This is a genomic window from Geodermatophilus obscurus (genome assembly GCF_900115395.1).
Classification (GTDB): domain Bacteria; phylum Actinomycetota; class Actinomycetes; order Mycobacteriales; family Geodermatophilaceae; genus Geodermatophilus; species Geodermatophilus obscurus_B.
Map to the genome: position 1 here is coordinate 225,181 of NZ_FOWE01000002.1, position 20,222 is coordinate 245,402.

The window sequence follows — 20,222 nt, forward strand, 5'->3', positions numbered from 1 at the left end:
GGGAGGCATGGCTGATCAGCGCGGACGGGTCCTGCTGGCCGATCCCCGGGGCTACTGCGCCGGCGTCGACCGGGCGGTGGTCGCCGTCGAGCGGGCGCTGGAGATCCACGGCGCCCCGGTGTACGTCCGCAAGCAGATCGTCCACAACAAGCACGTCGTCGCGACCCTCGAGCGGCGCGGCGCGGTCTTCGTCGACGAGACCGACGAGGTGCCCGAGGGCTCGGTCGTCGTCTTCAGCGCGCACGGCGTCTCGCCGGCCGTCCACGAGGAGGCCGCCGCCCGGCAGCTGCGCACGATCGACGCCACCTGCCCGCTGGTGACCAAGGTCCACCAGGAGGCCAAGCGGTTCGCGCGCGACGACTACGACATCCTGCTCATCGGCCACCGCGGCCACGAGGAGGTCGAGGGCACCTCGGGTGAGGCGCCGTCGCACATCCAGCTCGTCGACGGCCCTGACGACGTCGCCTCCGTGCAGGTGCGCGACCCCGAGCGGGTGGTGTGGCTGTCGCAGACGACGCTGTCGGTCGACGAGACGCTCGCGACGGTCGACCAGCTCAGGAACCGGTTCCCCGGGCTGCAGTCCCCGCCCAGCGACGACATCTGCTACGCCACCCAGAACCGGCAGCAGGCGGTCAAGCAGATGGCGCCGGCGTGCGACCTGGTGATCGTCGTCGGGTCGACCAACTCGTCGAACTCCGTCCGGCTGGTCGAGGTGGCCCTGGAGGCCGGTGCCCGCGCCTCGCACCTGGTCGACTACGCCGCCGAGATCGACCCGGCCTGGCTGGAGGGCGTGTCCACGGTCGGCGTCACCAGCGGCGCGTCGGTGCCCGAGGTGCTGGTGAGCGAGGTCCTCGACTGGCTGGGCGAGCGCGGCTACGCCGACGTCGAGACGGTCAAGGCCGCCGAGGAGCGGCTGGTGTTCGCGCTGCCGCACGAGCTGCGGCGCGCCGAGAAGGCCGCCCGGCCCACCTCCTGACGGAGGACCTCCCCACCCCACACGAGCAGGGCCCCCTCCCGATCGGGAGGGGGCCCTGCTGCGTGCCGGGGTGGTCCTTCCTCAGCGGCGGGCGGCCCAGCGGACGATCGCGACCACGGCCGCGACCACGGTGGCGACGGCCATGGTGGGGAAGCCGCGGATGAGGATCGTGGCGAGCGTCGGGAGGTTGAAGCTCGCCGACGGCGCCAGGCCGATGTTCACCACGCCGACCAGCACGAAGACCAGCGGCGGGGCGACGACGAGGCTCAGCAGGTCGCGCTTGCGCACCAGCAGCGTGCCCACCGCGGACGCGGCGACCAGCGTGACCAGGGTCAGCGTGCCGAGGCCGATGCCCAGGAACGAGTCGACGGCACCGCCGGCCAGCGTGATGACGAAGACACCGAGGACGGCGAGGCTGCCGCGCAGACCGGTGCCGCGGTCCTCGGCGGGCGCACCGCGGTCCGGGGCGCGGTGGGCATCGGGGGCCGGCGGGCGGTCGGCGGCTCGGCTGCGGCGGACCGGCGCCTCGGGGGCGCCGCGCTCGGACAGCGGGTGCACGCCGGGGTAGGGGGTGCGCTGCTGCGGCCGGGCCGCCGGCGGGCGGGAGTCGGCGACGGGGCGGCCGTTGCCCATGCTCGTGCCGTGCCCCGGCGCGCTGCGGCGCTCGGGACCGGGACCCGCGGGGCGGCCACGCGGCGGAGGCGGCGGCACGGGCGGCAGCGACATGCGCGCGGCCCGGGCCGGCGTCGCGTCGTGCCGCGGCAGGTCCCGGCGTGGCACCTGCGGACCGGCGAGGGGCCGCCCGCCGCCGGCGCTGCTGTCGCGCCAGGTGTCGGCTGCACTCGCCGAGGCCATGGCCACCTCCCCGTTTCGCCCGGCCTGTCCCAGCCGGGCCGGTGTCGGACTCCACCGTAGCGACGGGAGGACGTCCGGCGGGGCACCTCGTGGTGTCGGGATGCGACACGTCGCCGCCGCGGTTTGGCAAGTCTCGGTGAGCGGCGGGGTGGGTGTGACGGAGGGGTCCAGCGCGACCGGCGGGACGAGCCGGCGGCACCGCCGCGCCGGGGGTGCCCGGGTCAGCCGCCGTCGGTGAGCCGCCAGCGCACCGGGGCGTCCTCGTGCACGGGGACCTCGCGCAGGGGGACCTCGCGCACGGGGACCTCGGGGAGCGGGACGGCGGGCAGCGGGACGGCGTCCGCGTCGTCGTCGTCGACGGCCGGCCGGAGCTGGCGGACCACCGCCTCGACCTCGGGCGGCGAGGGCACGGCGGTCTCGGCCACGCCGAGGTCGTCGAAGCGGCGGGCGGCGGCCAGGACGGAGCGCTCGTAGGAGCCGACCGTCTCGTTGTAGCGGGTCAGCGCGGTGCCCAGCGCGGAGCCCAGGCGGGTGAGGTGCCCCGACAGCGTGGTGAGCCGGGCGTGCAGCCGGCGGCCGACCTCGATGACCTGGTCGGCGTCGCGCGCCAGCCGCTCCTGGCGCCAGGAGTGGGCCACGGTGCGCAGCAGGGCGAGCAGCGTGCTGGGGGTGGCGATGACGACGTCGCGGGCGAAGCCGTGCTCCAGGAGCGCGGGCTCGGCCTCCAGCGCGGTGGTGAGGAAGCCGTCGGAGGGGACGAAGAGCACGGTGAACGGGGCCGCCGGGCGGAACGCCGTGGGGTAGCGGCGGGCGGCCAGCTGGTCGACGTGGGTGCGCAGCTGCCGGGCGTGCGCGGCCACCCGCTGCACGCGGACGGCCTCGTCGGTGGCCTGCACGGCCTCGATGTAGCCGGTGAAGGGCACCTTCGCGTCGACGACGACCTGCCGGCCGTCGGCGAGGGTGACCACGAGGTCGGGCCGGACGCCGGCGCCCTCGTCGTTGACCGACGACGGCTGCTCGACGAAGTCGCAGTGCTCGAGCAGGCCCGCCACCTCGACCACCCGGCGCAGCTGCACCTCCCCCCAGCGGCCGCGCACGTGCGGGGTGCGCAGCGCCGTCACCAGCGCCGCGGTCTCCTGGCGCAGCAACGCGCTGGTCTGCCCGACGGTGCCCATCTGCTCGCGCAGCTCGCCGTGGGCGGTGGCGCGGTCGCGCTCGATTCCGGCCAGCAGCCGGTGCAGGTGGTCCAGCGACTCGTGCACCGGCTCGAGGGCGTCGTCGGCCGGGCGGCGGCGCGACGTCAGCGCCACCACGCCGAGGGTGACGGCCACCCCCAGCAGCGCGCCGACGAGCAGGCCGAGGAGCAGGGAGGCGGCGTCCACGCCAGCAGCGTGCCGGACGGGACCGACATCTCCCAGGAGGCGCAGGCATGGGAAGCGATACCCACGTCCCGGCTCCCGGGACGTGGGTATCGCTTCCTATGCCTCGACGGGGACGGCGGCGTGCTCCGCCTCGTGGTCGAGCAGCCAGCGCTTGACCGGCGTGCCCCAGCGGAACCCGCCGAGGCCGCCGTCGGAGCCGAGGACCCGGTGGCAGGGCACGAACAGCGCGGCGGCGTTGCGGGCGCAGGCGTTGGCCGCCGCGCGCACCGCCGCGGGCCGGCCGCAGCGGACGGCGAAGGCGGCGTAGGTGTCCGGCTGCCCGGCGGGCACGGTGCGCAGCACGTCCCACGCGTCCTCGAGGAAGGGCCCCGACCGCTGCCGCACCGGGACGGCGTCGATCGCGCCGAGGTCGCCCGCGGCGTGCGCCTCGACGGCGTCGAGCACCGGCAGGTGCTCCGCCCGCTCGACCCAGGTCGGGCGCAGCGAGCGGTGGACGACGGGCAGCAGGTCGGCGACGTCGCCGGTCCACCCGGCGGCCAGGACGACGTCGCCGCCGTCGGGGCCCGGGGTGACGACGACGGTGAACGGGCCGGGCGGTGTCGCGACGGTGGCGAAGCGGGCGGACGTGGTCATGACGCACTCCGATCGGAGGGAGGGGCGGGGGGTCGGGTGAACAGGGAGGGCGCGGCCAGCGACCACAGGTGCATCACGGCGTAGGAGCGCCACGGCCGCCAGCGGGTGGCGGCGTCGGCGTCGGAGCTGCCCAGGGCCGCCAGCGAGCGCCGCAGCGCGAGGTCGCCGGGCAGCCAGACGTCGGGGTCGCCGAGGCCGCGCATGGCCACGAGCGCCGCCGTCCACGGCCCGATGCCCGGCAGGGCGAGCAGGTCGCGGACCGCCTCGTCGCGGTCGCAGCCGGGGTCGAGCGCCACGCGCCCGTCGGCCAGCGCGGCGGCCACCCCGGTGAGCGTGCGGCGGCGGGCGCCGGTGAGGCCGACGGCGGACAGGTCGGCGGCGGCGAGCGCCTCAGGCCGCGGGAAGGCGTGCGTGAGGCTGCCGACCGGCTCGGCCAGCGGCGTGCCGGCCAGCGCCACCACCCGGGCGGTGAGCGTGCGCGCGCCGGCCACCGACACCTGCTGGCCCAGCACCGCGCGCGCCGCCGTCTCCGGGGCGTCGGGGGAGGCCGGCACGCGGCGGCCGGGCGCGCCGGCGACCAGCGGGGCCAGGGCGGGGTCGGCGCCGAGGACGTCGTCGACGGCGGCGGGGTCGGCGTCGAGGTCGAGCAGCCGCCGGCACCGGGGGACCGCGGCGCGCAGGTCGCGCAGGTCGGCCAGCAGCAGCCGCGCGGTGACGGCCGGGCCGCCGTCGGGGGCGGGGGAGAGCCGGACGACGGCGGGGCCGCCGGGCAGGTCGAGGACGCGGGAGAACGTCGTCCCGTCCCACTCCTCCAGGCCGGGGACGGCGTGGGCGCCGAGGAAGAGCAGCACCTCACCGGCGTCGAACGGCGCCCGGGCGGCCAGCCGGAGGGTCAGCCAGCCCGGGGTGCCGCCGCCGCGCGTGGCGGGCCGGCGGCTGCGCAGCTCGCTGGGGGTGCAGGCGAAGACCTCGCGGACGGTGTCGTTGAACTGCCGGATGCTGGCGAACCCGGCGGCGAAGGCGACGTCGGCCATCGGCAGGTCGGTGGTCTCGACGAGGACCCGGGCGGTCTGCGCGCGCTGGGCGCGGGCCACGGCGAGCGGGCCGACGCCGAGCTCGCCGACCAGCAGCCGGTGCACCTGGCGCTCGGAGTAGCCCAGCCGCGCGGCCAGGCCGGGGACGCCGGCGCGCTCGACCTCGCCGTCGGCGATCAGCCGCATGGCCCGGGCGACGACGTCGGCGCGGACGTCCCACTCCGGCGACCCGGGGACGGCGTCGGGGCGGCAGCGCCGGCAGGCCCGGAAGCCCGCGGACTGGGCGCCGGCCGCGGTGCCGAAGAAGGTCACGTTGGCCGCGGCGGGGGTGCGCGCCGGGCAGGAGGGCCGGCAGTAGATGCCGGTGGTGCGCACCGCCGTGAAGAACCAGCCGTCGAAACGCGCGTCCCGGCTGGCGACCGCGCGGTAGCAGCGCTCGGCGTCGAGGGAGGTGGTCACGGCACCGAGCATGGCACCGCGCGGGGACGGCGACCGGCGGGAATCGGACGCGGCCGTGGGCAGTCGTCGGTACCGGCCGTCAGACTGCGACCACTGTCGGTACCACGCCGTTCACCAGGGGGAACCATGATCGACCCGCCGGCCGCCCGCCGCCCGCGACGCCTGCCGGGGGTGAGCACGACCGGGCGGCAGGTCGTCGTCTTCGCCGACCCCGACGGGGAGGCCGTCGACTGGTCGGCGGCCGGGATCACCGACGTCGCCGACTCGCGGGACTTCACGTCCGGCCGGGTCCCCGCGCAGGCCCTCCGCCAGGCGGGTGCCACGGTGTTCGCCCGGCTGGGCATCGCGGTCGTCGACGCCGCTCCGGACCAGGTCAGCGCGCTGCGCTCGGCGCGCCGGCCGGTGCTGTCGGTGTCGCCGGAGCTGGTGCACCGGGTGCTCCCCGAGGACCCGTCGGCCTACGTCCGCGGCTACCGCGACGGCGTCACCGACCTCGCCGGCCGGCTCGGGAGCAGCGGCCCCGGGGAGGGCACCGCGCCCCCGCCGCCGTTGTTCGAGGACACCCCGGCGGCCACCTGGGGCGTGCAGGCGGTGCAGGCGACCACGTCGCCGTTCACCGGCCGCGGCATCCGGGTCGCCGTCCTCGACACCGGGCTCGACCTCGCCCACCCCGACTTCGCCGGCCGCCCGGTGACCGCGGAGTCGTTCGTCACCGGGGTCGACAGCGCCCAGGACGGGCACGGCCACGGCACCCACTGCACCGGCACCGCGTGCGGCCCGCGGGTGCCCCCGGCCGGGCCGCGGTACGGCGTCGCGTCGGAGGCGGAGGTCTTCGCCGGCAAGGTGCTCAGCGACGAGGGCAGCGGCGACGACGGCGGCATCCTGGCCGGCATCGACTGGGCGGTGGCCAACGGCTGCGCCGTGATCTCGATGTCGCTGGGCGCCGACGTCGCCGAGGCCCACCCGCCGTACTCGGCCGCCGGGCGGCGCGCCCTGCAGCAGGGCTCGCTGATCGTGGCCGCGGCCGGCAACAACGCCGACCGGGAGAACGGCGACCCCGGCTTCGTCGGCGCCCCTGCCAACAGCGTCGAGATCATGGCCGTCGGGGCCCTGACCAGCGCGCTCACCACCGCCTGGTTCTCCGCCCGCAGCCTGCCCACGCCCGGCGGGGAGGTCGACCTCGCCGCCCCGGGCGTCGACGTGCTCTCGACCTGGCCCATGCCCACCCGCTACGAGACGATCAGCGGCACCAGCATGGCCACCCCGCACGTCGCGGGACTGGCGGCGCTGTGGGCCGAGGCCACCGGGCGGCGCGGCCTCGAGCTGTGGGCCACCCTCACCCAGGCGAGCCGCCGGCTGGGCGAGCCGTCGGTCGACGTCGGCAGCGGGCTGGCGCTGGCACCCCAGGAGGGCGCCGGCACGGCGTAACCTCCCGCCCCATGGGGTCCCCGCTGGCGCGCTTCAGCGTGACCGTCGACGACGGGCACCTGGCCGACCTCGACGCCGTGGCCCGGGCGCTGCGCGACTCGGGCATGCAGGTCGACCGGGTGCTCGGCACGCTCGGGCTCATCACCGGCCAGGCGCCCGCCGACGCGCGGTCGACCCTGCTCGCCGTCGAGGGCGTGACGTCGGTCGACGAGCAGTTGCGGGTCCAGCTGCCGCCGCCGGACGCGCCGGTCCAGTAGGCCGGGGACGTCCCGGGACCGCCGTCCGTTGACCGGGGTGTGCGGTGGACGGGGGTGCGGACGGCGGTGGGGGTCGCCGTCGTCGTCCTCGCGGTGCTCGGGGCACTGCTGGCGGTGCGGCAGGTGACCGCCGACCCGCCGCCGTCGGCGGAGTGCGCGGCGGCCGGGCCCGGCATCCGGGTCGACCCCGCGGCGGTGCCCGAGGGGCCGGTCGCCGGGTGGTCCGGCGAGCAGCTGGCCAACGCCGCGGCGATCGTCAACGCCGCGCACGCCCTCGGGCTGGACACCTGCGCCCAGGTGGTCGGCGTGATGACGGCGATGGGGGAGTCCTCGCTGCGCGTCCTCGACCGCGGCGACGCCGTGGGCCCCGACTCGCGCGGGCTGTTCCAGCAGCGCGACAACGGCGCCTGGGGCTCCTACGCCGACCGGATGGACCCGGCCACCAGTGCCACCAACTTCTTCCGCGCGCTGGAGGAGGTGCCCGGCTGGCGCTCGCTGCCGCCGACGATCGCCGCGCACCGCACCCAGCGCAACGCCGACCCGTACCACTACGCGCGCTGGTGGGACGACGCCGTCGAGGTGGTCAGCGCGCTGGCGGGCCGGCCGGTGCTCGGGACGGGTCGCTAGCGCGCTGCTCGACCAGCACGCCGACCCCGTCGAGGAGCCGGGCCAGGCCGAAGGCGAAGGAGCGCTCGGGGTCGGAGGCGGCCTGCAGCTCCTCGCCGGCCACCGGCCCGACGCGGGCGGCGGTGGGGAAGCGCTCCGCGTCGAAGAAGCGGTCGACGTGCGGCGCCATCGCCGTCCACCACTGGTCCTCCGACACGCCGCTGACCTGCTCGGCCACCACCTTCTCGTGGACGCCACCGACGGTGCCCTGCACGAGGTCGTTGACGAGGGTGACCAGCAGGTCCATCTCGACCTCGGACAGGCCGAGCCCGTCGACGGCGCGCAGCTCGAGCTCGTACTTGCGCATCAGGTGCGGGCCCAGCGGCGGGCGGCCGGTGGCCAGGTGCAGCGCCCACGGGTGCCGGAGGAAGAGGTCCCAGTTGGCCCGGGCCACCGCCTCCAGGCGCGCGCGCCAGTCCCCGCCGGTGACCACGGTCTCGTCCGGGTAGAGCTCGGCCAGGACCGAGTCGAGCATGAGGTCGACGAGCTCGCCCTTGCCGGGCACGTGGCCGTAGAGGGTCATCGCGCCCACGCCCAGGTCGGCGGCCACCCGGCGCATCGACAGCGCGGGCAGCCCCTCGGCGTCGGCCAGGCGCACGGCGGCGGCGACCACCCGGTCGACGTCCAGCGACGACCGCGGGCCCGGCCGCCGCCCGGACGCCGGTGCCGTGCGCCAGAGCAGGTCCATGCTGCGGGCCGGGTCGCCGATGCCCGTGAACTCGGTGGCCATGCGCCCAGCCTCCCGCAGCGTCGTAGCGACGCGTCTCCGTACGGTGTACGGTGCCATCGTCCGGCAATGGCGTACAGCGTACGGAGGTATCCGGTGGAGACGGCTGTCAGGGCGACGGGCCTGGGGAAGAGCTACGGCGGGACGGCGGTGCTCGACGACGTCGACCTTGACGTCCGCGCCGGCACGGTGTGCGCCCTCCTCGGTCCGAACGGGGCGGGCAAGACGACGGCGGTGCGCATCATGACCACGCTGGTGCGGCCCGACCGCGGCCGCGTCGAGGTGGCCGGGCACGACGTCGTCCGCGAGCCGCGGCAGGTGCGCCGCCGCATCGGGCTGGTCGGGCAGCAGCCCGCCGTCGACGAGGTGCTCGGCGCGCGGCAGAACCTGGAGCTGTTCGCCCGGCTGCACCACCTCGACCGGCGCGCCGCCCGCCGGCGGGCCGGGGAGCTGCTCGACCAGGTCGGGCTGTCGGACACCGGCGACCGGCCGGTGCAGCAGTTCTCCGGCGGCATGCGCCGGCGGCTCGACCTCGCCGCCGGGCTGGTCCTCGCCCCCCGGGTGCTCTTCCTCGACGAGCCGACGACCGGTCTGGACCCGGCCGGCCGCCGCGACGTGTGGGACGCCGTCCGTGCCCTCGTGGCCGCCGGCACCACGGTCCTGCTCACCACGCAGTACCTGGAGGAGGCCGAGCAGCTCGCCGACGACGTCTGCGTGCTCGACGCCGGGCGGGTGGTCGCCCGCGGGACCCCGGCGGAGCTGACCGCGGCGGTCGGCGGGGACCGCCTCGAGCTCGTGGTCAGCGACCCGGCACGCGCGGCGGAGGCCGTCTCCGTGGTGGAACGGGCGCTGGTGGAACGGGCGCTGGCCGGGCCGGCCCTCGCCGGTCCACCCGGGGCCGCGCCCGGCGGGCCACCGCCGGTGCGGGTGACCGTGCCGGTCGCCCGGCGGGCGGGTGCGGTCGGCGCCGTCGTCCGCGCCCTGGACGCCGCGGGCATCGAGGTCGACGACCTCGCCCTGCGCCCGACGACCCTGGACGAGGCCTACCTGCGGATCACCCGCCGCGAGCCGGCGGAGGCGCCGGCGGGGGTGCCGGCGTGAGCGCGCCTGCGGTGCACGGGGAGCCGGTGCCCGAGGAGTCGGTGCAGGAGGAGTCGGTGCAGGAGGAGTCGGTGCAGGAGGAGTCGGTGCTGGAGCGGCTGCGGTGGGCGGTGGCCGACGGCCTGACCGTGGCCGGCCGCGACGTCGCCCACTGGCGGCGCCGGCCTGCCGCGCTGCTGGTGGGCCTGCTGTTCCCGGTCCTGCTGCTGGTCATGTTCGGGTACCTGCTCGGCGGCGGCATGGTCGTCCCCGGGGGCGGCGACTACCTCGACTTCCTGTTCCCCGGGATGCTCGCGCTGGCGATGGTGTTCGGGCTGGAGGCCACGATGACCGCGGTGGCCACCGACGCCGGCCGCGGGATCACCGACCGGTTCCGCTCGCTGCCGATGGCGCCGTCGGCGGTCGTGCTGGGCCGTTTCCTGGCCGACGTGGCCGCCTCCGTCGCCGGCCTGCTCGTCCTGCTGGCCGGCGGCCTGGCGATCGGCTGGCGGCCCGGCGCCGTGGGACCCGCGCTGGCGGCGGTCGGGCTGCTCCTGCTGCTGCGGCTGGCCTGCCTGTGGGCCGGCATCCACCTCGGCCTGGTCGCCCGCGACCCCGCGGCGGTGGTCGCCGTGCAGATCCTGGTCTGGCCCTTCGCGTTCCTGTCCAACGCCTTCGTCGCCACCGCGACGATGCCCGGCTGGCTGGCCGCGGTCGCCGAGTGGAACCCGCTGGCGACCACGGTCACCGCCGTGCGCGAGCTGTTCGGCAACCCGGTCGGGGCCGGCGGCGGCTGGCCGACCGAGAACGCGCTGCTGCTCGCGGTGGTCTGGCCGGTGGTGATCGGCACGGTGTTCGCCGTGCTGAGCGTCCGCCGGTACCAGGCGCTGTCGCGGTGACCTGACGGGAGAGGCCGGCCGTCCACCGACCGGTGGACGGCCGGCCCACGGACCGGAGGTGCCGCCGACCGCCTGCGGCCGACAGGCTCGTGCCATGACATCGACCCGGGTGACATCGACCGAGACGGCGCCCGCCCCGGTGGCCGGGGCGCGGGACGACTCCGCGGTCCGCGCGCGCGGGCTGCTCAAGCGCTACGGCGACCGGACCGTGGTGGACGGCATCGACCTCGACGTGCGGCGCGGGGAGGTGTTCGCCCTGCTCGGGCCGAACGGGGCGGGCAAGACGACCACCGTCGAGATTCTGGAGGGCGTGCGCCGCCGCGACGGCGGCGACGTCGACGTCCTGGGCGAGGACCCCGCCCGCGCGGGACGGGCCTGGCGCGACCGGGTCGGCGTCGTCGGCCAGAGCACGGGCGCCGGCAACGCGCTCACCGTGCGCGAGACGCTCGACCACTTCGCCCGCTACCACGCGACGCCGGTGCCGACGGCCGAGCTGCTCGCCGACGTCGGGCTGCGCGAGGCCGCCCGCACCCGGGTGGACAGGCTCTCCGGCGGGCAGCGCCGGCGGCTGGAGGTGGCACTCGGTGTGCAGGGCCGGCCGGAGCTGCTGTTCCTCGACGAGCCCACCACCGGCATGGACCCGGTGGCCCGCCGCCGGTTCTGGTCGCTGGTCGAGGGCCTGCGCGACCGCGGCACCACGGTGCTGCTCACCACCCACTACCTCGACGAGGCCGCGCACCTGGCCGACCGGGTCGGCGTCATCAGCGCCGGCCGGCTCGTCGAGGTCGCCCCGCCGGCCGAGCTCGGCGCCGGCCTGCGGCAGGCGGCCACCGTCCGCTGGCTCGAGGACGGCGTGCCCCGCGAGGTCACCACGCCGGAGCCGGCCGCCGTCCTGCGCGACCTGCTCGCCGCGCACCCCGCCGGGGAGGTCCCCGGCCTCACCGTCACCCGCCCCGGCCTCGAGGACGTCTACCTCGCGATGGTCGGCGCCACCGCTCCCGAGGAGACCGCGCGATGACCGCCGCCCTGACCCCCGCCGTCACCCGCCCGTCGCCGCCGTCGGCCGCCGCCATCGGGCTGGCCCGCGTCGGCCTGGAGCTGCGGCTGTTCGTCCGCGACCCCGGCCAGGTGGTGTTCTCCTTCGCCTACCCGATCGTGATGCTGGTGATCTTCGCGTCGGTGATGGCCGACGAGGACCGGCCGGCCGGGGTGCCGTTCGCGCAGTACTTCCTGGCGGGGATCGCGGCCACCGGGATCATGCTGACCAGCTTCCAGGCGGTCGGGACGGCGATCGCCGAGGAGCGCGACCGCGGCGACCTCGCCCGGCTGCAGACCGTCGGTACGCCGGCGGTGTCCTACTTCCTCGGCAAGGCCGGCCAGGTGCTGGTGACGACCGCGGTCCAGCTGACCGCGCTCCTGACCGTGGCGGCCACGGTCTACGACGTGCCGCTGCCCTCGGAGGCCGGCCGCTGGGTGACCTTCGCCTGGGTGGTGCTCGGGGGCGCCCTGGCAGGCACCGTGCTCGGCATCGCGGTGGCCTCGGTCGGCAGCACCCGCTCGGTGGGCAACGGGATCGCGGCGTTCGCCATCGTCCTGCAGTTCTTCTCGGGGGTCTTCTTCGTCTTCTCCGAGCTGCCGTCGTGGATGCAGGAGGTGGCCGCGGTCTTCCCGCTGAAGTGGATGGTGCAGGGCATGCGCTCGGTCTTCCTCCCCGACGCCGCCGCGGTGGCCGAGCCCGCCGGCACCTGGGAGCACGGGACCACTGCCCTGGTGCTGGCCGCATGGGTGATCATCGGCGTCGTGGTGTGCGCCCGGACCTTCCGCTGGCGCCGGACGACGTGAGCCTCCGGCACCGGCTGACCGCCGCCGTCGTCCCTCCCGCGGAGGACGACGGCGGCGCGCCGCTGTCCGAGCGCGGCTGGCGGACCACCCTGGTCGGGATGCACGTCATCTCGGCGGGGCTCTGGGCGCTGGCCCTGCTCAGCGTCGGGTCCGGCGAGGTGACCGGTACCGGGGAGCGCGGTCCGGTGCTCGCCGTCCTGGGGGCGCTGGCGCTGTCCTACGTGCTCGCCGGCGGCCCGGCGCTCAGCGGCGGGCACCGCTGGCGGGCGCTGACCCACCTCGTGGTCGTGGTCGTCTCCTTCGGGCTGCTCGGCGTCCTGGCGCCCGGGCTGCTGTTCCTGCTCTTCCTCGCCTACCCGCAGGTGTGGTTCGTCGTGCAGGGGACGCGGACCGGGGTCGTGTGGACGGTGCTGCTCGCCGTCGCCAGCGCCGTCGGCCCGGTGACCGACGCGGAGGCCGGGCGGTCGACGCTGGAGGTCCTGCGGGAGTCGGTCATCAGCCTGGCGTTCAGCCTGGCGCTCGGCCTGTGGATCAGCCACGTGCTGCGGCAGAGCGCCGAGCGGGCCTCGCTGATCGCCCAGCTGGAGGCCACCCGCTCCGAGCTCGCCGCCGCCGAGCGCGAGCGCGGCGTGCTGGCCGAGCGCGAGCGGCTGGCGCAGGAGGTGCACGACACCCTGGCGCAGGGCTACACGTCGATCGTCGTGCTCTCCCAGACCGCCGCGGCGCTCGTCGGCCCCGCTCCTGACGCCGCCCGGGAGAAGCTGGCGGTCATCGAGGAGGTGGCCCGCGACAACCTGGCCGAGGCGCGGGCGGTGGTGGCCGCGTTCCGGCCGGTGGCCCTGGACGGGTCGACGCTGATGGAGGCGCTGGGCCGCCTCGCCGAGCGGTTCGCCCGCGAGACCGGGCTGCCGGTGCGGGTGGACACCTCGGCGCTCGACGCCGCGCCGGGGTTGCGCACCGACGAGGAGGTGGTGCTGCTGCGCGGGGCGCAGGAGGCGCTGACCAACGTCCGCCGGCACGCCGGTGCCTCGGCGGTGGTGCTGCGGCTGGCGCGGGTGGGCTCGCAGGTGTCGGTGCACGTGGAGGACGACGGCGTGGGCTTCGACCCCGCGGCGGTGACCGTGTCGGGCCTGGAGGGGCTGCGCGGGCGGGTGACGCAGGTGGGCGGCGAGGTCGACGTCGTCTCGGTGCCGGGCTCGGGCACGCGGGTGACGGTGCGGGTGCCCGGCTCGTGATCCGCGTCCTCGTGGTCGACGACCACCCGGTGGTGCGCGGTGGCCTGGTCGGCTGGCTGGCCGCCCAGGAGGACCTCGACGTCGTCGGGGAGGCCGCCGACGGGCTGGAGGCGCTGGCCCAGGTGGCCGCGACCGCGCCCGACGTCGTGCTCATGGACCTGCGGATGCCGCGGATGGACGGCGTCACCGCGATCGAGCGGCTGGCCGCCTCCCATCCCGGCGTGCGCGTGCTGGTGCTGACCACCTACGACACCGACGCCGACATCGTGCGGGCCGTCGCGGCCGGCGCCACCGGCTACCTGCTCAAGGACGCGCCGCTGCCGCAGCTCGCCGACGCCGTCCGGGCCGCCGCGCGCGGGGAGACGGTGCTCGCGCCGCCGGTGGCCGCCCGGCTGGTGTCCCGCATGCGCGCGCCGGTCGTCGAGGAGCCGACCGCGCGGGAGCTCGAGGTGCTGGCCGGGGTGGCGCGGGGGCTCACCAACGCCGACATCGGCCGCGAGCTGTTCATCGGCGAGGCGACGGTGAAGACCCACCTGCTGCGGCTGTTCGCCAAGCTCGGCGTCGACGACCGCACCCGCGCGGTGATGGTCGCCGTCGAGCGCGGCCTGCTGCCGCGGCCGGGCGGCTGACCGGCCCGCGTCCGTCCTCTACCGTGCCGGACCATGACGGACGACCCGGAACCGGTGGTGACCGGGGCGCCGGAGGCGCTCCTCGTCCGGCTGTCCTGGGACGGGCCGCAGGGCTGGTACGAGCAGCGGGAGGGTGCCCGCCAGGAGGTGGCCCTGCTCTACGCGCGGTTGACCACCGGGTACCCGGCCGACCACTGGGTGGCCTACGGCTTCCTGCGTGCCTGGCGGCGACACCTGCGCCTGTCACTGCGCGGCCTCGTCGACAGCCTGCCCCTGCTGACCGGGCGGTCGCTGACCCTCGACGGGGACGACGTCTTCGCGCACTGGGGCGGGGTGCAGGACGTGCTGCTCGACCTGTGGCCTGACGCCGCCGAGGACGCCGCGGTCACGTCCCGCGCCCTGATCCGGCTGCAGACGGCCTTCGGTGCCGAGCGCGTCGACGTCGCCGCGGTCCACCGCGAGATGCTCGCCGCGGCAGCGTTCCTCGACGGCGTGGAGGTCCGGGCGCAGGCCCAGGTCGAGTTCATGCAGGACCGCGACGACTCCGTCCGCTGACGGGTGGCGGCGGCCGGCCGGTCGGTCGGCGTGGGCGGTCGATGATCCTGCGTCACGCGCGGCCGCGATCTGTGGACGGGTCGCTGACCTGCGGATTCGGGTCGCGGACTGATCCGACTTCGGCTATAATTCGATCATGTGTTCGAGTGACTGGCGGCCGGGTGACGTGCTCGACGACGTCGCCGCGCTGGTCGCCGAGCGCAACCGGATCGACGCCGCGCTGGCCCGCCGGGTGCGGGCCGCGGAGCTGGCGCAGGCGCCGGAGCGGGACGGTCAGCGGTCGATGGCTGCGTGGTTGCGGGGGCACTGCCGGCTGTCGGGGTCGGAGGCCCTGCGGCTGGTGACCGCCGGGCGAGCGATGGAGCACCTGCCCGCCCTGGCCGAGGCGGCCGAGGCGGGGTTGGCCAGCGCCGGGCAGGTCGCCGAGGCGGCCCGGGCGGTGACGCCGCGGCGGCTGGCCGCGGCCGCCGCTGCCGGTGTGGACCTGGCGGTCATCGACGCCGTCTTCACCGGGGTGGCGGTGCAGCGGCCGCACGCCGACCTGGTGGCGGTGGTGGCCCGCTACCTGCTCGGTCTGGAGCCCGACGGGCCCGGGCCGGACCCCACCGAGGGGCGCCGGCTCGTCTTCGTCCGGCACGCCGACGGGTCGGTGTCCTTCCACGGGCACCTCGACGCCGTGGGTAGGGAGAAGGTCCAGGCCGCGGTGGAGGCGCATGTCCAGGCCGACCGGCCCGCCGGGGACGAGCGCACCCGCGCGCAGCGGCAGGGCGACGCCCTGGTGCAGATCGCCGACAACGCCCTCGCCTCCGGCGCGGCGCCGGTGCTGCGCACGGTCAAGCCCCACGTCGCGGTCCGCATCGACCTCGACGACCTGGCCGACCCGGCCACCGGCGCCGGTGCGGCCACCACGGGGTTCGGCGCCACCATCTCCGCCGCCCGCGCCCGCTGGCTGGCCTGCGATAGCGGCATCGCCCGGGTCGTGTTCGGCCCCGACGGCGCCCCGCTCGACGTCGGCCGCGAACAGCGACTGGTCTCCGGGCCGCTGCGGCGGGCGGTCGAGGCCCGCGACGGCGGCTGCGTGTTCACCGGCTGCGACGCACCGAACTCCTGGTGCGACGTCCACCACCTGATCCACTGGATCGACGGCGGCCAGACGTCGCTGGCCAACAGCGGGCTGCTCTGCGAACGGCACCACACGAAGGTCCACCACGGGTTCCGCGTCGAACGAAACCGGACGGGCGATGGCGCACCTGGCGACCCGACGGTTCGGAGATCACCACCCCCGCGGCGCTGGTCCCCGCCGCTTGATCGCTACAGGTCGACCACTCGACGCTCCGCGGTGAGCTCGCTCGGGCTGTCCCCCGTGTTCACCGTGGTGCTCGCTCGACCAGCAGCACCTGCGCGCCGTCGGGCGAGTACGGCTGGTGCGGCGTGCCCTTCGGCACGACGTAGAGCTGGCCCGGGCCGAGCGTGACGTCGCCGTTGTCCATCCGGATGGTCAGCGAGCCCGAGAGCACGAGGAAGACCTCGTCGGTCTCCAGGTGGCTGTGGCGGGTGAACCTGCCACGGGTGTGCACGACGCGGACGTCGTAGTCGTTGAGGACGGCGACGGTGCGCGGCGACCACGGCTCGTCGATGCCGGCCAGGACCGCCGCCAGGTCGACGGGTCGCTTCACGGCACCACGTCCACCGACGCCGACGCCCGGGCGAGCGCGCGGTCGACCAGGGCGAGGAGCCGCCGGCTGACCTCCGCGCGGCGCTCCAGCTGCACCATGTGTCCGACCCCGGGGTAGACGGCGAGCTCGGCCATGGGCAGGGCGTCGGCGATGGCGCGGCTGTGCTCGACCGGGCAGAGCCGGTCGGCGTCGCCCACGGCCACCAGCGCCGGCACCTCGGCGAGCGCCTCCAGGGCCCTGGCGCGGTCGTGGTCGGAGAAGGTGGGCAGGAACGCGGCCACGGTCTCCGCCGAGCAGGCGCGGTGGACGTCCATCGCGGCCGCGACGTCCGCCGCGTCGGCCGTGCCGCTGAAGATCAGCTTCATGTCCAGCGGGCCGACCACGCGCGGCCGGCCGGCCCGCTCCGCCCGGACCGCCCGCTCGTTGAGCACCGGCAGCAGCTTCTCGACCACGCGGGCCACCGGCCGCGGCAGCCCGTAGGTCACCGCGTCCAGGCCGCCGGAACTGGTGCCCACGAACGCGACGCCGACCACCCGCTCGCCGAGGAGGTCGGGACGCTGCTCGGCCAGTGCCATCAGCGTCATGCCGCCCATCGAGTGCCCGGCGACGACCACCGGCCCGGCCGGCGCGACCTCCTCGACCACCCGCGCCATGTCCCGCCCGAGCACCTCGATCGTGGCGCGGTCGCGCGTCGTCGGCCCGGACCGCCCGTGCCCGCGGTGGTCGTAGGTGACCACCCGCAGGTCCGGCCGGGCCGCCAGCAGGTCGCGCACCTGGCCGGCCCACAGCCGTGACGACTGCACGTAGCCGTGCGCGAGGACGACGGTCGCGACGGGCTGCTCCGCCCCGAACTCCTCGACGTGCAGCTCGAGGCCGTCCTCGGTGGTCACCGTGCGGACGCGGCCCTGCGGCGGCGGCTCGGGTGCGGCCGCCGGCGACGGAGCGGGACGGGCGGCACGGCGCCGGGCGACCGCGGCACCGGCGGCGAGGACGGCGGCTCCGGCGATGGTGATGGACGTGCGCATGGGGGAGTGGACCTCCGGAGGTCAGGCGGGGACGGGGACGCGCCGGGCGGCGCGCAGCTCGTAGGACTCGGCGTCGAAACGCCGCATGAGGCGCATGAAGGTGACCGTGTGCGTGGGCCAGAGGGTGAAGTTCCGCCCCTGCTCGTCGCGGTACCAGGACCGGCAGCCGCCGGCGTTCCACACGGTGCCGGTGAGCTCGGCCTGCAGCCGCGCGTTCGAGGCGTCCTGTGCCGACCGCCGCACCTCGAGGGCGTCGGCACGGGCGTCCCGCATCGCGCGCAGCGCCGCGACGACGTAGCCGATCTGCGCCTCGATCATGATCACGACCGAGGTGTGGCCGAGCACGGTGTTCGGGCCGAGCAGGAGGAACAGGTTCGGGAAGCCGGCGACGGTGGTGCCGCGGTGGGCCTGGACGCCCGAGCGCTCCCACTCCTCGGACAGCGTGCGGCCCTCGCGGCCGGTGAGCCGGTGGGCGAGCGGGATGTCCATCACCCGGAAGCCGGTGCCGTAGACGACGACGTCGACCTCGTGCTCGGTCCCGTCGGCGGCGACCACCGCGTGCGGGCGCACCTCCGTCACCGGGGACGCGACGACCTGCACGTTCGGCCGGGTCAGCGCCCGCAGGTAGTCGTCGCTGACGATCACCCGCTTGCAGCCGATGGCGTAGTCCGGGGTGAGCCTCGCGCGCAGCTCCGGGTCGGGCACCTGCTGCTCGAGGAAGGCCAGCGCCTGCTTCTCGAACAGGCCGCGCAGCCGCCCGCCGCCGATGAAGGCGCGCAGCCGGGCCTCGCGGCTCCAGTACTGCACCCCGCGGGCGAGGCGCAGGAAGCCGGGCACGCCGGCCATCACCCGGTGCTCGCGCTCGGTGTAGGCGCGGTCGGCCCGCGCGATCACCCACGGCGGCGTGCGCTGGAAGACGACGACCTCCGCCGCCGTCCGCTGCAGCTCCGGCACGAACTGCGCGGCGGACGCACCGGTGCCGACGACGGCGACCCGCTTGCCGGTCAGGTCGACCGAGTGGTCCCAGCGCGCGGAGTGGAACCAGGGGCCGGCGAAGGTCCCGGTGCCCGGCACGTCGGGCAGGTGCGGCTCGACCAGGCCGCCGGCGCCACTGACCAGCACGTCGGCGGTGAGGTCGCCGCGCGAGGTCCGCAGCCGCCAGAGCAGCGCGTCGTCGTCCCACCGCCCGGAGACGACGTCGGTGCCGCAGCGCAGGTGCGGGAGCACGCCGGAGTCGGCGGCGACCTGCTCGAGGTAGCTGCGGATCTCCGGCTGGCGCGAGTAGACGTGCGACCAGTCCCGCTTCGGCGCGAAGGAGAAGGAGTAGAGGTGGCTGGGGACGTCGCAGGCCGCGCCGGGGTAGGTGTTGTCGCGCCAGGTGCCGCCCAGGCCGTCGGCGCGCTCGAGGACGACGAAGTCGTCGATGCCCGCCTCCCGCAGGGCGACGGCGGTGCCGATGCCGGAGAACCCGCTGCCGACGACGACCACGCGGGCGTGCGGGGGCAGGGGACGGGGAGCGGGCGACGTCGTCGTCGCGGACACGGGCGCCTCCGGTGGCGTGCGGGGTGTGGGGAGCGTCGCACGGGTCCGACCGGTCGTCGTCGGCACCGTCCGGGGTCCCCGTAGGCTGGACCCCCGTGAGTCTCACCATCGGGATCGTCGGGCTGCCCAACGTCGGCAAGTCGACGCTGTTCAACGCGTTGACCAAGAACGACGTCCTGGCGGCCAACTACCCCTTCGCCACGATCGAGCCGAACGTCGGCGTCGTCGGCGTGCCCGACGAGCGGCTGGGGAAGCTGGCCGAGCTGTTCAGCTCGCAGAAGGTGGTGCCGGCGACGGTGTCGTTCGTCGACATCGCCGGCATCGTCCGCGGCGCCAGCGAGGGGCAGGGGCTGGGCAACAAGTTCCTGGCCAACATCCGCGAGAGCGACGCGATCTGCCAGGTGATCCGCGTGTTCACCGACCCCGACGTCGTCCACGTCGAGGGCAAGGTCTCCCCGCGCGACGACATCGAGACGATCAACACCGAGCTCGTCCTCGCCGATCTGCAGACGCTGGAGAAGGCGATCCCGCGGCTGGAGAAGGAGTCGCGCAAGGACAAGGAGCGCGCGGCGCTGCTGCAGGCGGCGCAGGTCGCCGAGCAGGTGCTCAACTCCGGGCAGACGCTGTTCGCCGCCGGGGTAGACCCCGCGCCGCTGCGCGAGCTGACGCTGCTGACGACGAAGCCGTTCCTGTACGTCTTCAACGTCGACGCCGACGAGCTGGCCAACGAGGAGCTGATCACCGAGCTGCGCGAGCTGGTGGCGCCGGCCGAGGCGATCCTGCTCGACGCCAAGACCGAGTCCGAGCTCGCCGAGCTGCCGGCCGAGGAGGCCGCGGAGCTGCTCGCGTCGATCGGGCAGAACGAGCCGGGCCTCGACCAGCTGGCGAAGGTCGGCTTCCGCACGCTGGGCCTGCAGACCTACCTGACGGCGGGCCCGAAGGAGGCGCGCGCCTGGACCATCCCGGTCGGCGCGACCGCCCCGCAGGCCGCCGGCGTCATCCACACCGACTTCCAGCGCGGGTTCATCAAGGCCGAGGTCGTGTCCTACGACCAGCTCATGGAGGCCGGCTCGATGGCCGAGGCCAAGTCCCGCGGCTGGGTGCGCATCGAGGGCAAGGACTACGTCATGTCCGACGGCGACGTCGTGGAGTTCCGCTTCAACGTGTAGGACGGCCTGTTTCCGCAGGTCAGCGGCCGATGCAGGTCCTCCAGTCAACACCCAGTCAACAGGATTCCGAGCTCGAGGTCGTCGACGCCGCCGACTCGCACCTCTCCGGGCGGCTCTGCGGTCCGGTCTAACGCTTGACGGGGACGGTCGTCG

21 protein-coding genes are annotated in these 20,222 nt (G+C 76.0%); 13 read left to right on the top strand and 8 right to left on the bottom strand.

Features of this window, described 5'->3' with window-relative positions:
- The first annotated feature begins 7 nt into the window (after positions 1 to 7).
- Complete coding sequence (locus BM165_RS04445; RefSeq protein ID WP_083427048.1) at positions 8 to 976, top strand: 4-hydroxy-3-methylbut-2-enyl diphosphate reductase; 969 nt, start codon at positions 8 to 10, stop codon at positions 974 to 976.
- An 81-nt stretch (positions 977 to 1,057) separates the two neighbouring features.
- Here the strand turns inward: BM165_RS04445 and BM165_RS04450 are convergent, their stop codons facing one another.
- The 4 genes from BM165_RS04450 to BM165_RS04465 all read right to left on the bottom strand — a co-directional run bounded on the left by BM165_RS04450 (position 1,058) and on the right by BM165_RS04465 (position 5,339).
- Positions 1,058 to 1,831: a DUF6542 domain-containing protein gene (locus tag BM165_RS04450; RefSeq protein WP_075012309.1), complete on the bottom strand. Its 774-nt coding sequence runs from the start codon at positions 1,829 to 1,831 to the stop codon at positions 1,058 to 1,060.
- A gap of 221 nt (positions 1,832 to 2,052) precedes the next feature.
- The gene (locus BM165_RS04455) at positions 2,053 to 3,213 is read right to left on the bottom strand and encodes a DNA recombination protein RmuC (RefSeq protein WP_083427049.1); all 1,161 of its coding nucleotides are present in this window, start codon (positions 3,211 to 3,213) and stop codon (positions 2,053 to 2,055) included.
- A 96-nt stretch (positions 3,214 to 3,309) separates the two neighbouring features.
- On the bottom strand, positions 3,310 to 3,846 hold the full coding sequence (locus tag BM165_RS04460; RefSeq protein WP_075012310.1) for a methylated-DNA--[protein]-cysteine S-methyltransferase: 537 nt from the start codon (positions 3,844 to 3,846) through the stop codon (positions 3,310 to 3,312).
- Positions 3,843 to 5,339, bottom strand: a complete 1,497-nt coding sequence (locus BM165_RS04465) for an AlkA N-terminal domain-containing protein (protein WP_280140681.1) — start codon at positions 5,337 to 5,339, stop codon at positions 3,843 to 3,845. Before BM165_RS04465 ends, BM165_RS04460 begins: the two co-directional genes overlap by 4 nt.
- A 126-nt stretch (positions 5,340 to 5,465) precedes the next feature.
- Here BM165_RS04465 and BM165_RS04470 point away from each other — a divergent pair, with 126 nt between their 5' ends.
- The 3 genes from BM165_RS04470 to BM165_RS04480 are packed head-to-tail and all read left to right on the top strand — an operon-like array spanning position 5,466 to position 7,651.
- Positions 5,466 to 6,767 (top strand): S8 family serine peptidase, encoded by a 1,302-nt coding sequence (locus tag BM165_RS04470; RefSeq protein WP_075012312.1) that lies wholly within the window; start codon positions 5,466 to 5,468, stop codon positions 6,765 to 6,767.
- A gap of 11 nt (positions 6,768 to 6,778) precedes the next feature.
- Positions 6,779 to 7,024: a hypothetical protein gene (locus BM165_RS04475; RefSeq protein ID WP_075012313.1), complete on the top strand. Its 246-nt coding sequence runs from the start codon at positions 6,779 to 6,781 to the stop codon at positions 7,022 to 7,024.
- A gap of 54 nt (positions 7,025 to 7,078) precedes the next feature.
- Complete coding sequence (locus BM165_RS04480; RefSeq protein WP_075012314.1) at positions 7,079 to 7,651, top strand: hypothetical protein; 573 nt, start codon at positions 7,079 to 7,081, stop codon at positions 7,649 to 7,651.
- Here BM165_RS04480 and BM165_RS04485 read toward each other — a convergent pair.
- A complete protein-coding gene (locus BM165_RS04485) occupies positions 7,608 to 8,420 on the bottom strand; it encodes a TetR/AcrR family transcriptional regulator (protein WP_075012315.1) in 813 nt (270 codons plus the stop codon). The genes BM165_RS04480 and BM165_RS04485 overlap by 44 nt on opposite strands.
- Positions 8,421 to 8,513: 93 nt before the next feature.
- Between BM165_RS04485 and BM165_RS04490 the strand changes: the two genes are divergently transcribed.
- The 8 genes from BM165_RS04490 (at position 8,514) to BM165_RS04525 (ending at position 16,131) form a co-directional block, all read left to right on the top strand.
- Positions 8,514 to 9,518: an ABC transporter ATP-binding protein gene (locus BM165_RS04490; RefSeq protein WP_244274029.1), complete on the top strand. Its 1,005-nt coding sequence runs from the start codon at positions 8,514 to 8,516 to the stop codon at positions 9,516 to 9,518.
- Positions 9,515 to 10,396, top strand: a complete 882-nt coding sequence (locus BM165_RS04495; RefSeq protein ID WP_244274030.1) for an ABC transporter permease — start codon at positions 9,515 to 9,517, stop codon at positions 10,394 to 10,396. Before BM165_RS04490 ends, BM165_RS04495 begins: the two co-directional genes overlap by 4 nt.
- Positions 10,397 to 10,490: 94 nt before the next feature.
- The gene (locus BM165_RS04500; protein WP_075012317.1) at positions 10,491 to 11,414 is read left to right on the top strand and encodes an ABC transporter ATP-binding protein; all 924 of its coding nucleotides are present in this window, start codon (positions 10,491 to 10,493) and stop codon (positions 11,412 to 11,414) included.
- Positions 11,411 to 12,238, top strand: a complete 828-nt coding sequence (locus BM165_RS04505) for an ABC transporter permease (protein WP_075012318.1) — start codon at positions 11,411 to 11,413, stop codon at positions 12,236 to 12,238. Before BM165_RS04500 ends, BM165_RS04505 begins: the two co-directional genes overlap by 4 nt.
- The gene (locus BM165_RS04510) at positions 12,235 to 13,473 is read left to right on the top strand and encodes a sensor histidine kinase (RefSeq protein WP_075012621.1); all 1,239 of its coding nucleotides are present in this window, start codon (positions 12,235 to 12,237) and stop codon (positions 13,471 to 13,473) included. Before BM165_RS04505 ends, BM165_RS04510 begins: the two co-directional genes overlap by 4 nt.
- The gene (locus BM165_RS04515) at positions 13,470 to 14,102 is read left to right on the top strand and encodes a response regulator (protein ID WP_075012319.1); all 633 of its coding nucleotides are present in this window, start codon (positions 13,470 to 13,472) and stop codon (positions 14,100 to 14,102) included. Before BM165_RS04510 ends, BM165_RS04515 begins: the two co-directional genes overlap by 4 nt.
- A gap of 33 nt (positions 14,103 to 14,135) precedes the next feature.
- Complete coding sequence (locus BM165_RS04520) at positions 14,136 to 14,657, top strand: hypothetical protein (protein WP_075012320.1); 522 nt, start codon at positions 14,136 to 14,138, stop codon at positions 14,655 to 14,657.
- Positions 14,658 to 14,793: 136 nt separating this feature from the next.
- Complete coding sequence (locus BM165_RS04525; protein ID WP_348271786.1) at positions 14,794 to 16,131, top strand: HNH endonuclease signature motif containing protein; 1,338 nt, start codon at positions 14,794 to 14,796, stop codon at positions 16,129 to 16,131.
- On the opposite strand, the gene BM165_RS04530 is transcribed toward BM165_RS04525, so the two are convergent.
- The 3 genes from BM165_RS04530 to BM165_RS04540 are packed head-to-tail and all read right to left on the bottom strand — an operon-like array spanning position 16,025 to position 18,900.
- On the bottom strand, positions 16,025 to 16,333 hold the full coding sequence (locus tag BM165_RS04530; protein WP_075012322.1) for a cupin domain-containing protein: 309 nt from the start codon (positions 16,331 to 16,333) through the stop codon (positions 16,025 to 16,027). The genes BM165_RS04525 and BM165_RS04530 overlap by 107 nt on opposite strands.
- Positions 16,330 to 17,358 carry an alpha/beta fold hydrolase gene (locus BM165_RS04535; RefSeq protein ID WP_143108019.1) on the bottom strand — a complete coding sequence of 343 codons (1,029 nt, stop codon included), beginning with the start codon at positions 17,356 to 17,358 and terminating at the stop codon, positions 16,330 to 16,332. Before BM165_RS04535 ends, BM165_RS04530 begins: the two co-directional genes overlap by 4 nt.
- A 21-nt stretch (positions 17,359 to 17,379) precedes the next feature.
- The gene (locus BM165_RS04540; RefSeq protein WP_208976645.1) at positions 17,380 to 18,900 is read right to left on the bottom strand and encodes a flavin-containing monooxygenase; all 1,521 of its coding nucleotides are present in this window, start codon (positions 18,898 to 18,900) and stop codon (positions 17,380 to 17,382) included.
- Between the two features lie 95 nt (positions 18,901 to 18,995).
- On the opposite strand from BM165_RS04540, the gene ychF reads away from it, so the two are divergent.
- On the top strand, positions 18,996 to 20,069 hold the full coding sequence (gene ychF / locus BM165_RS04545) for a redox-regulated ATPase YchF (protein ID WP_075012323.1): 1,074 nt from the start codon (positions 18,996 to 18,998) through the stop codon (positions 20,067 to 20,069).
- Positions 20,070 to 20,222 lie beyond the last annotated feature (153 nt).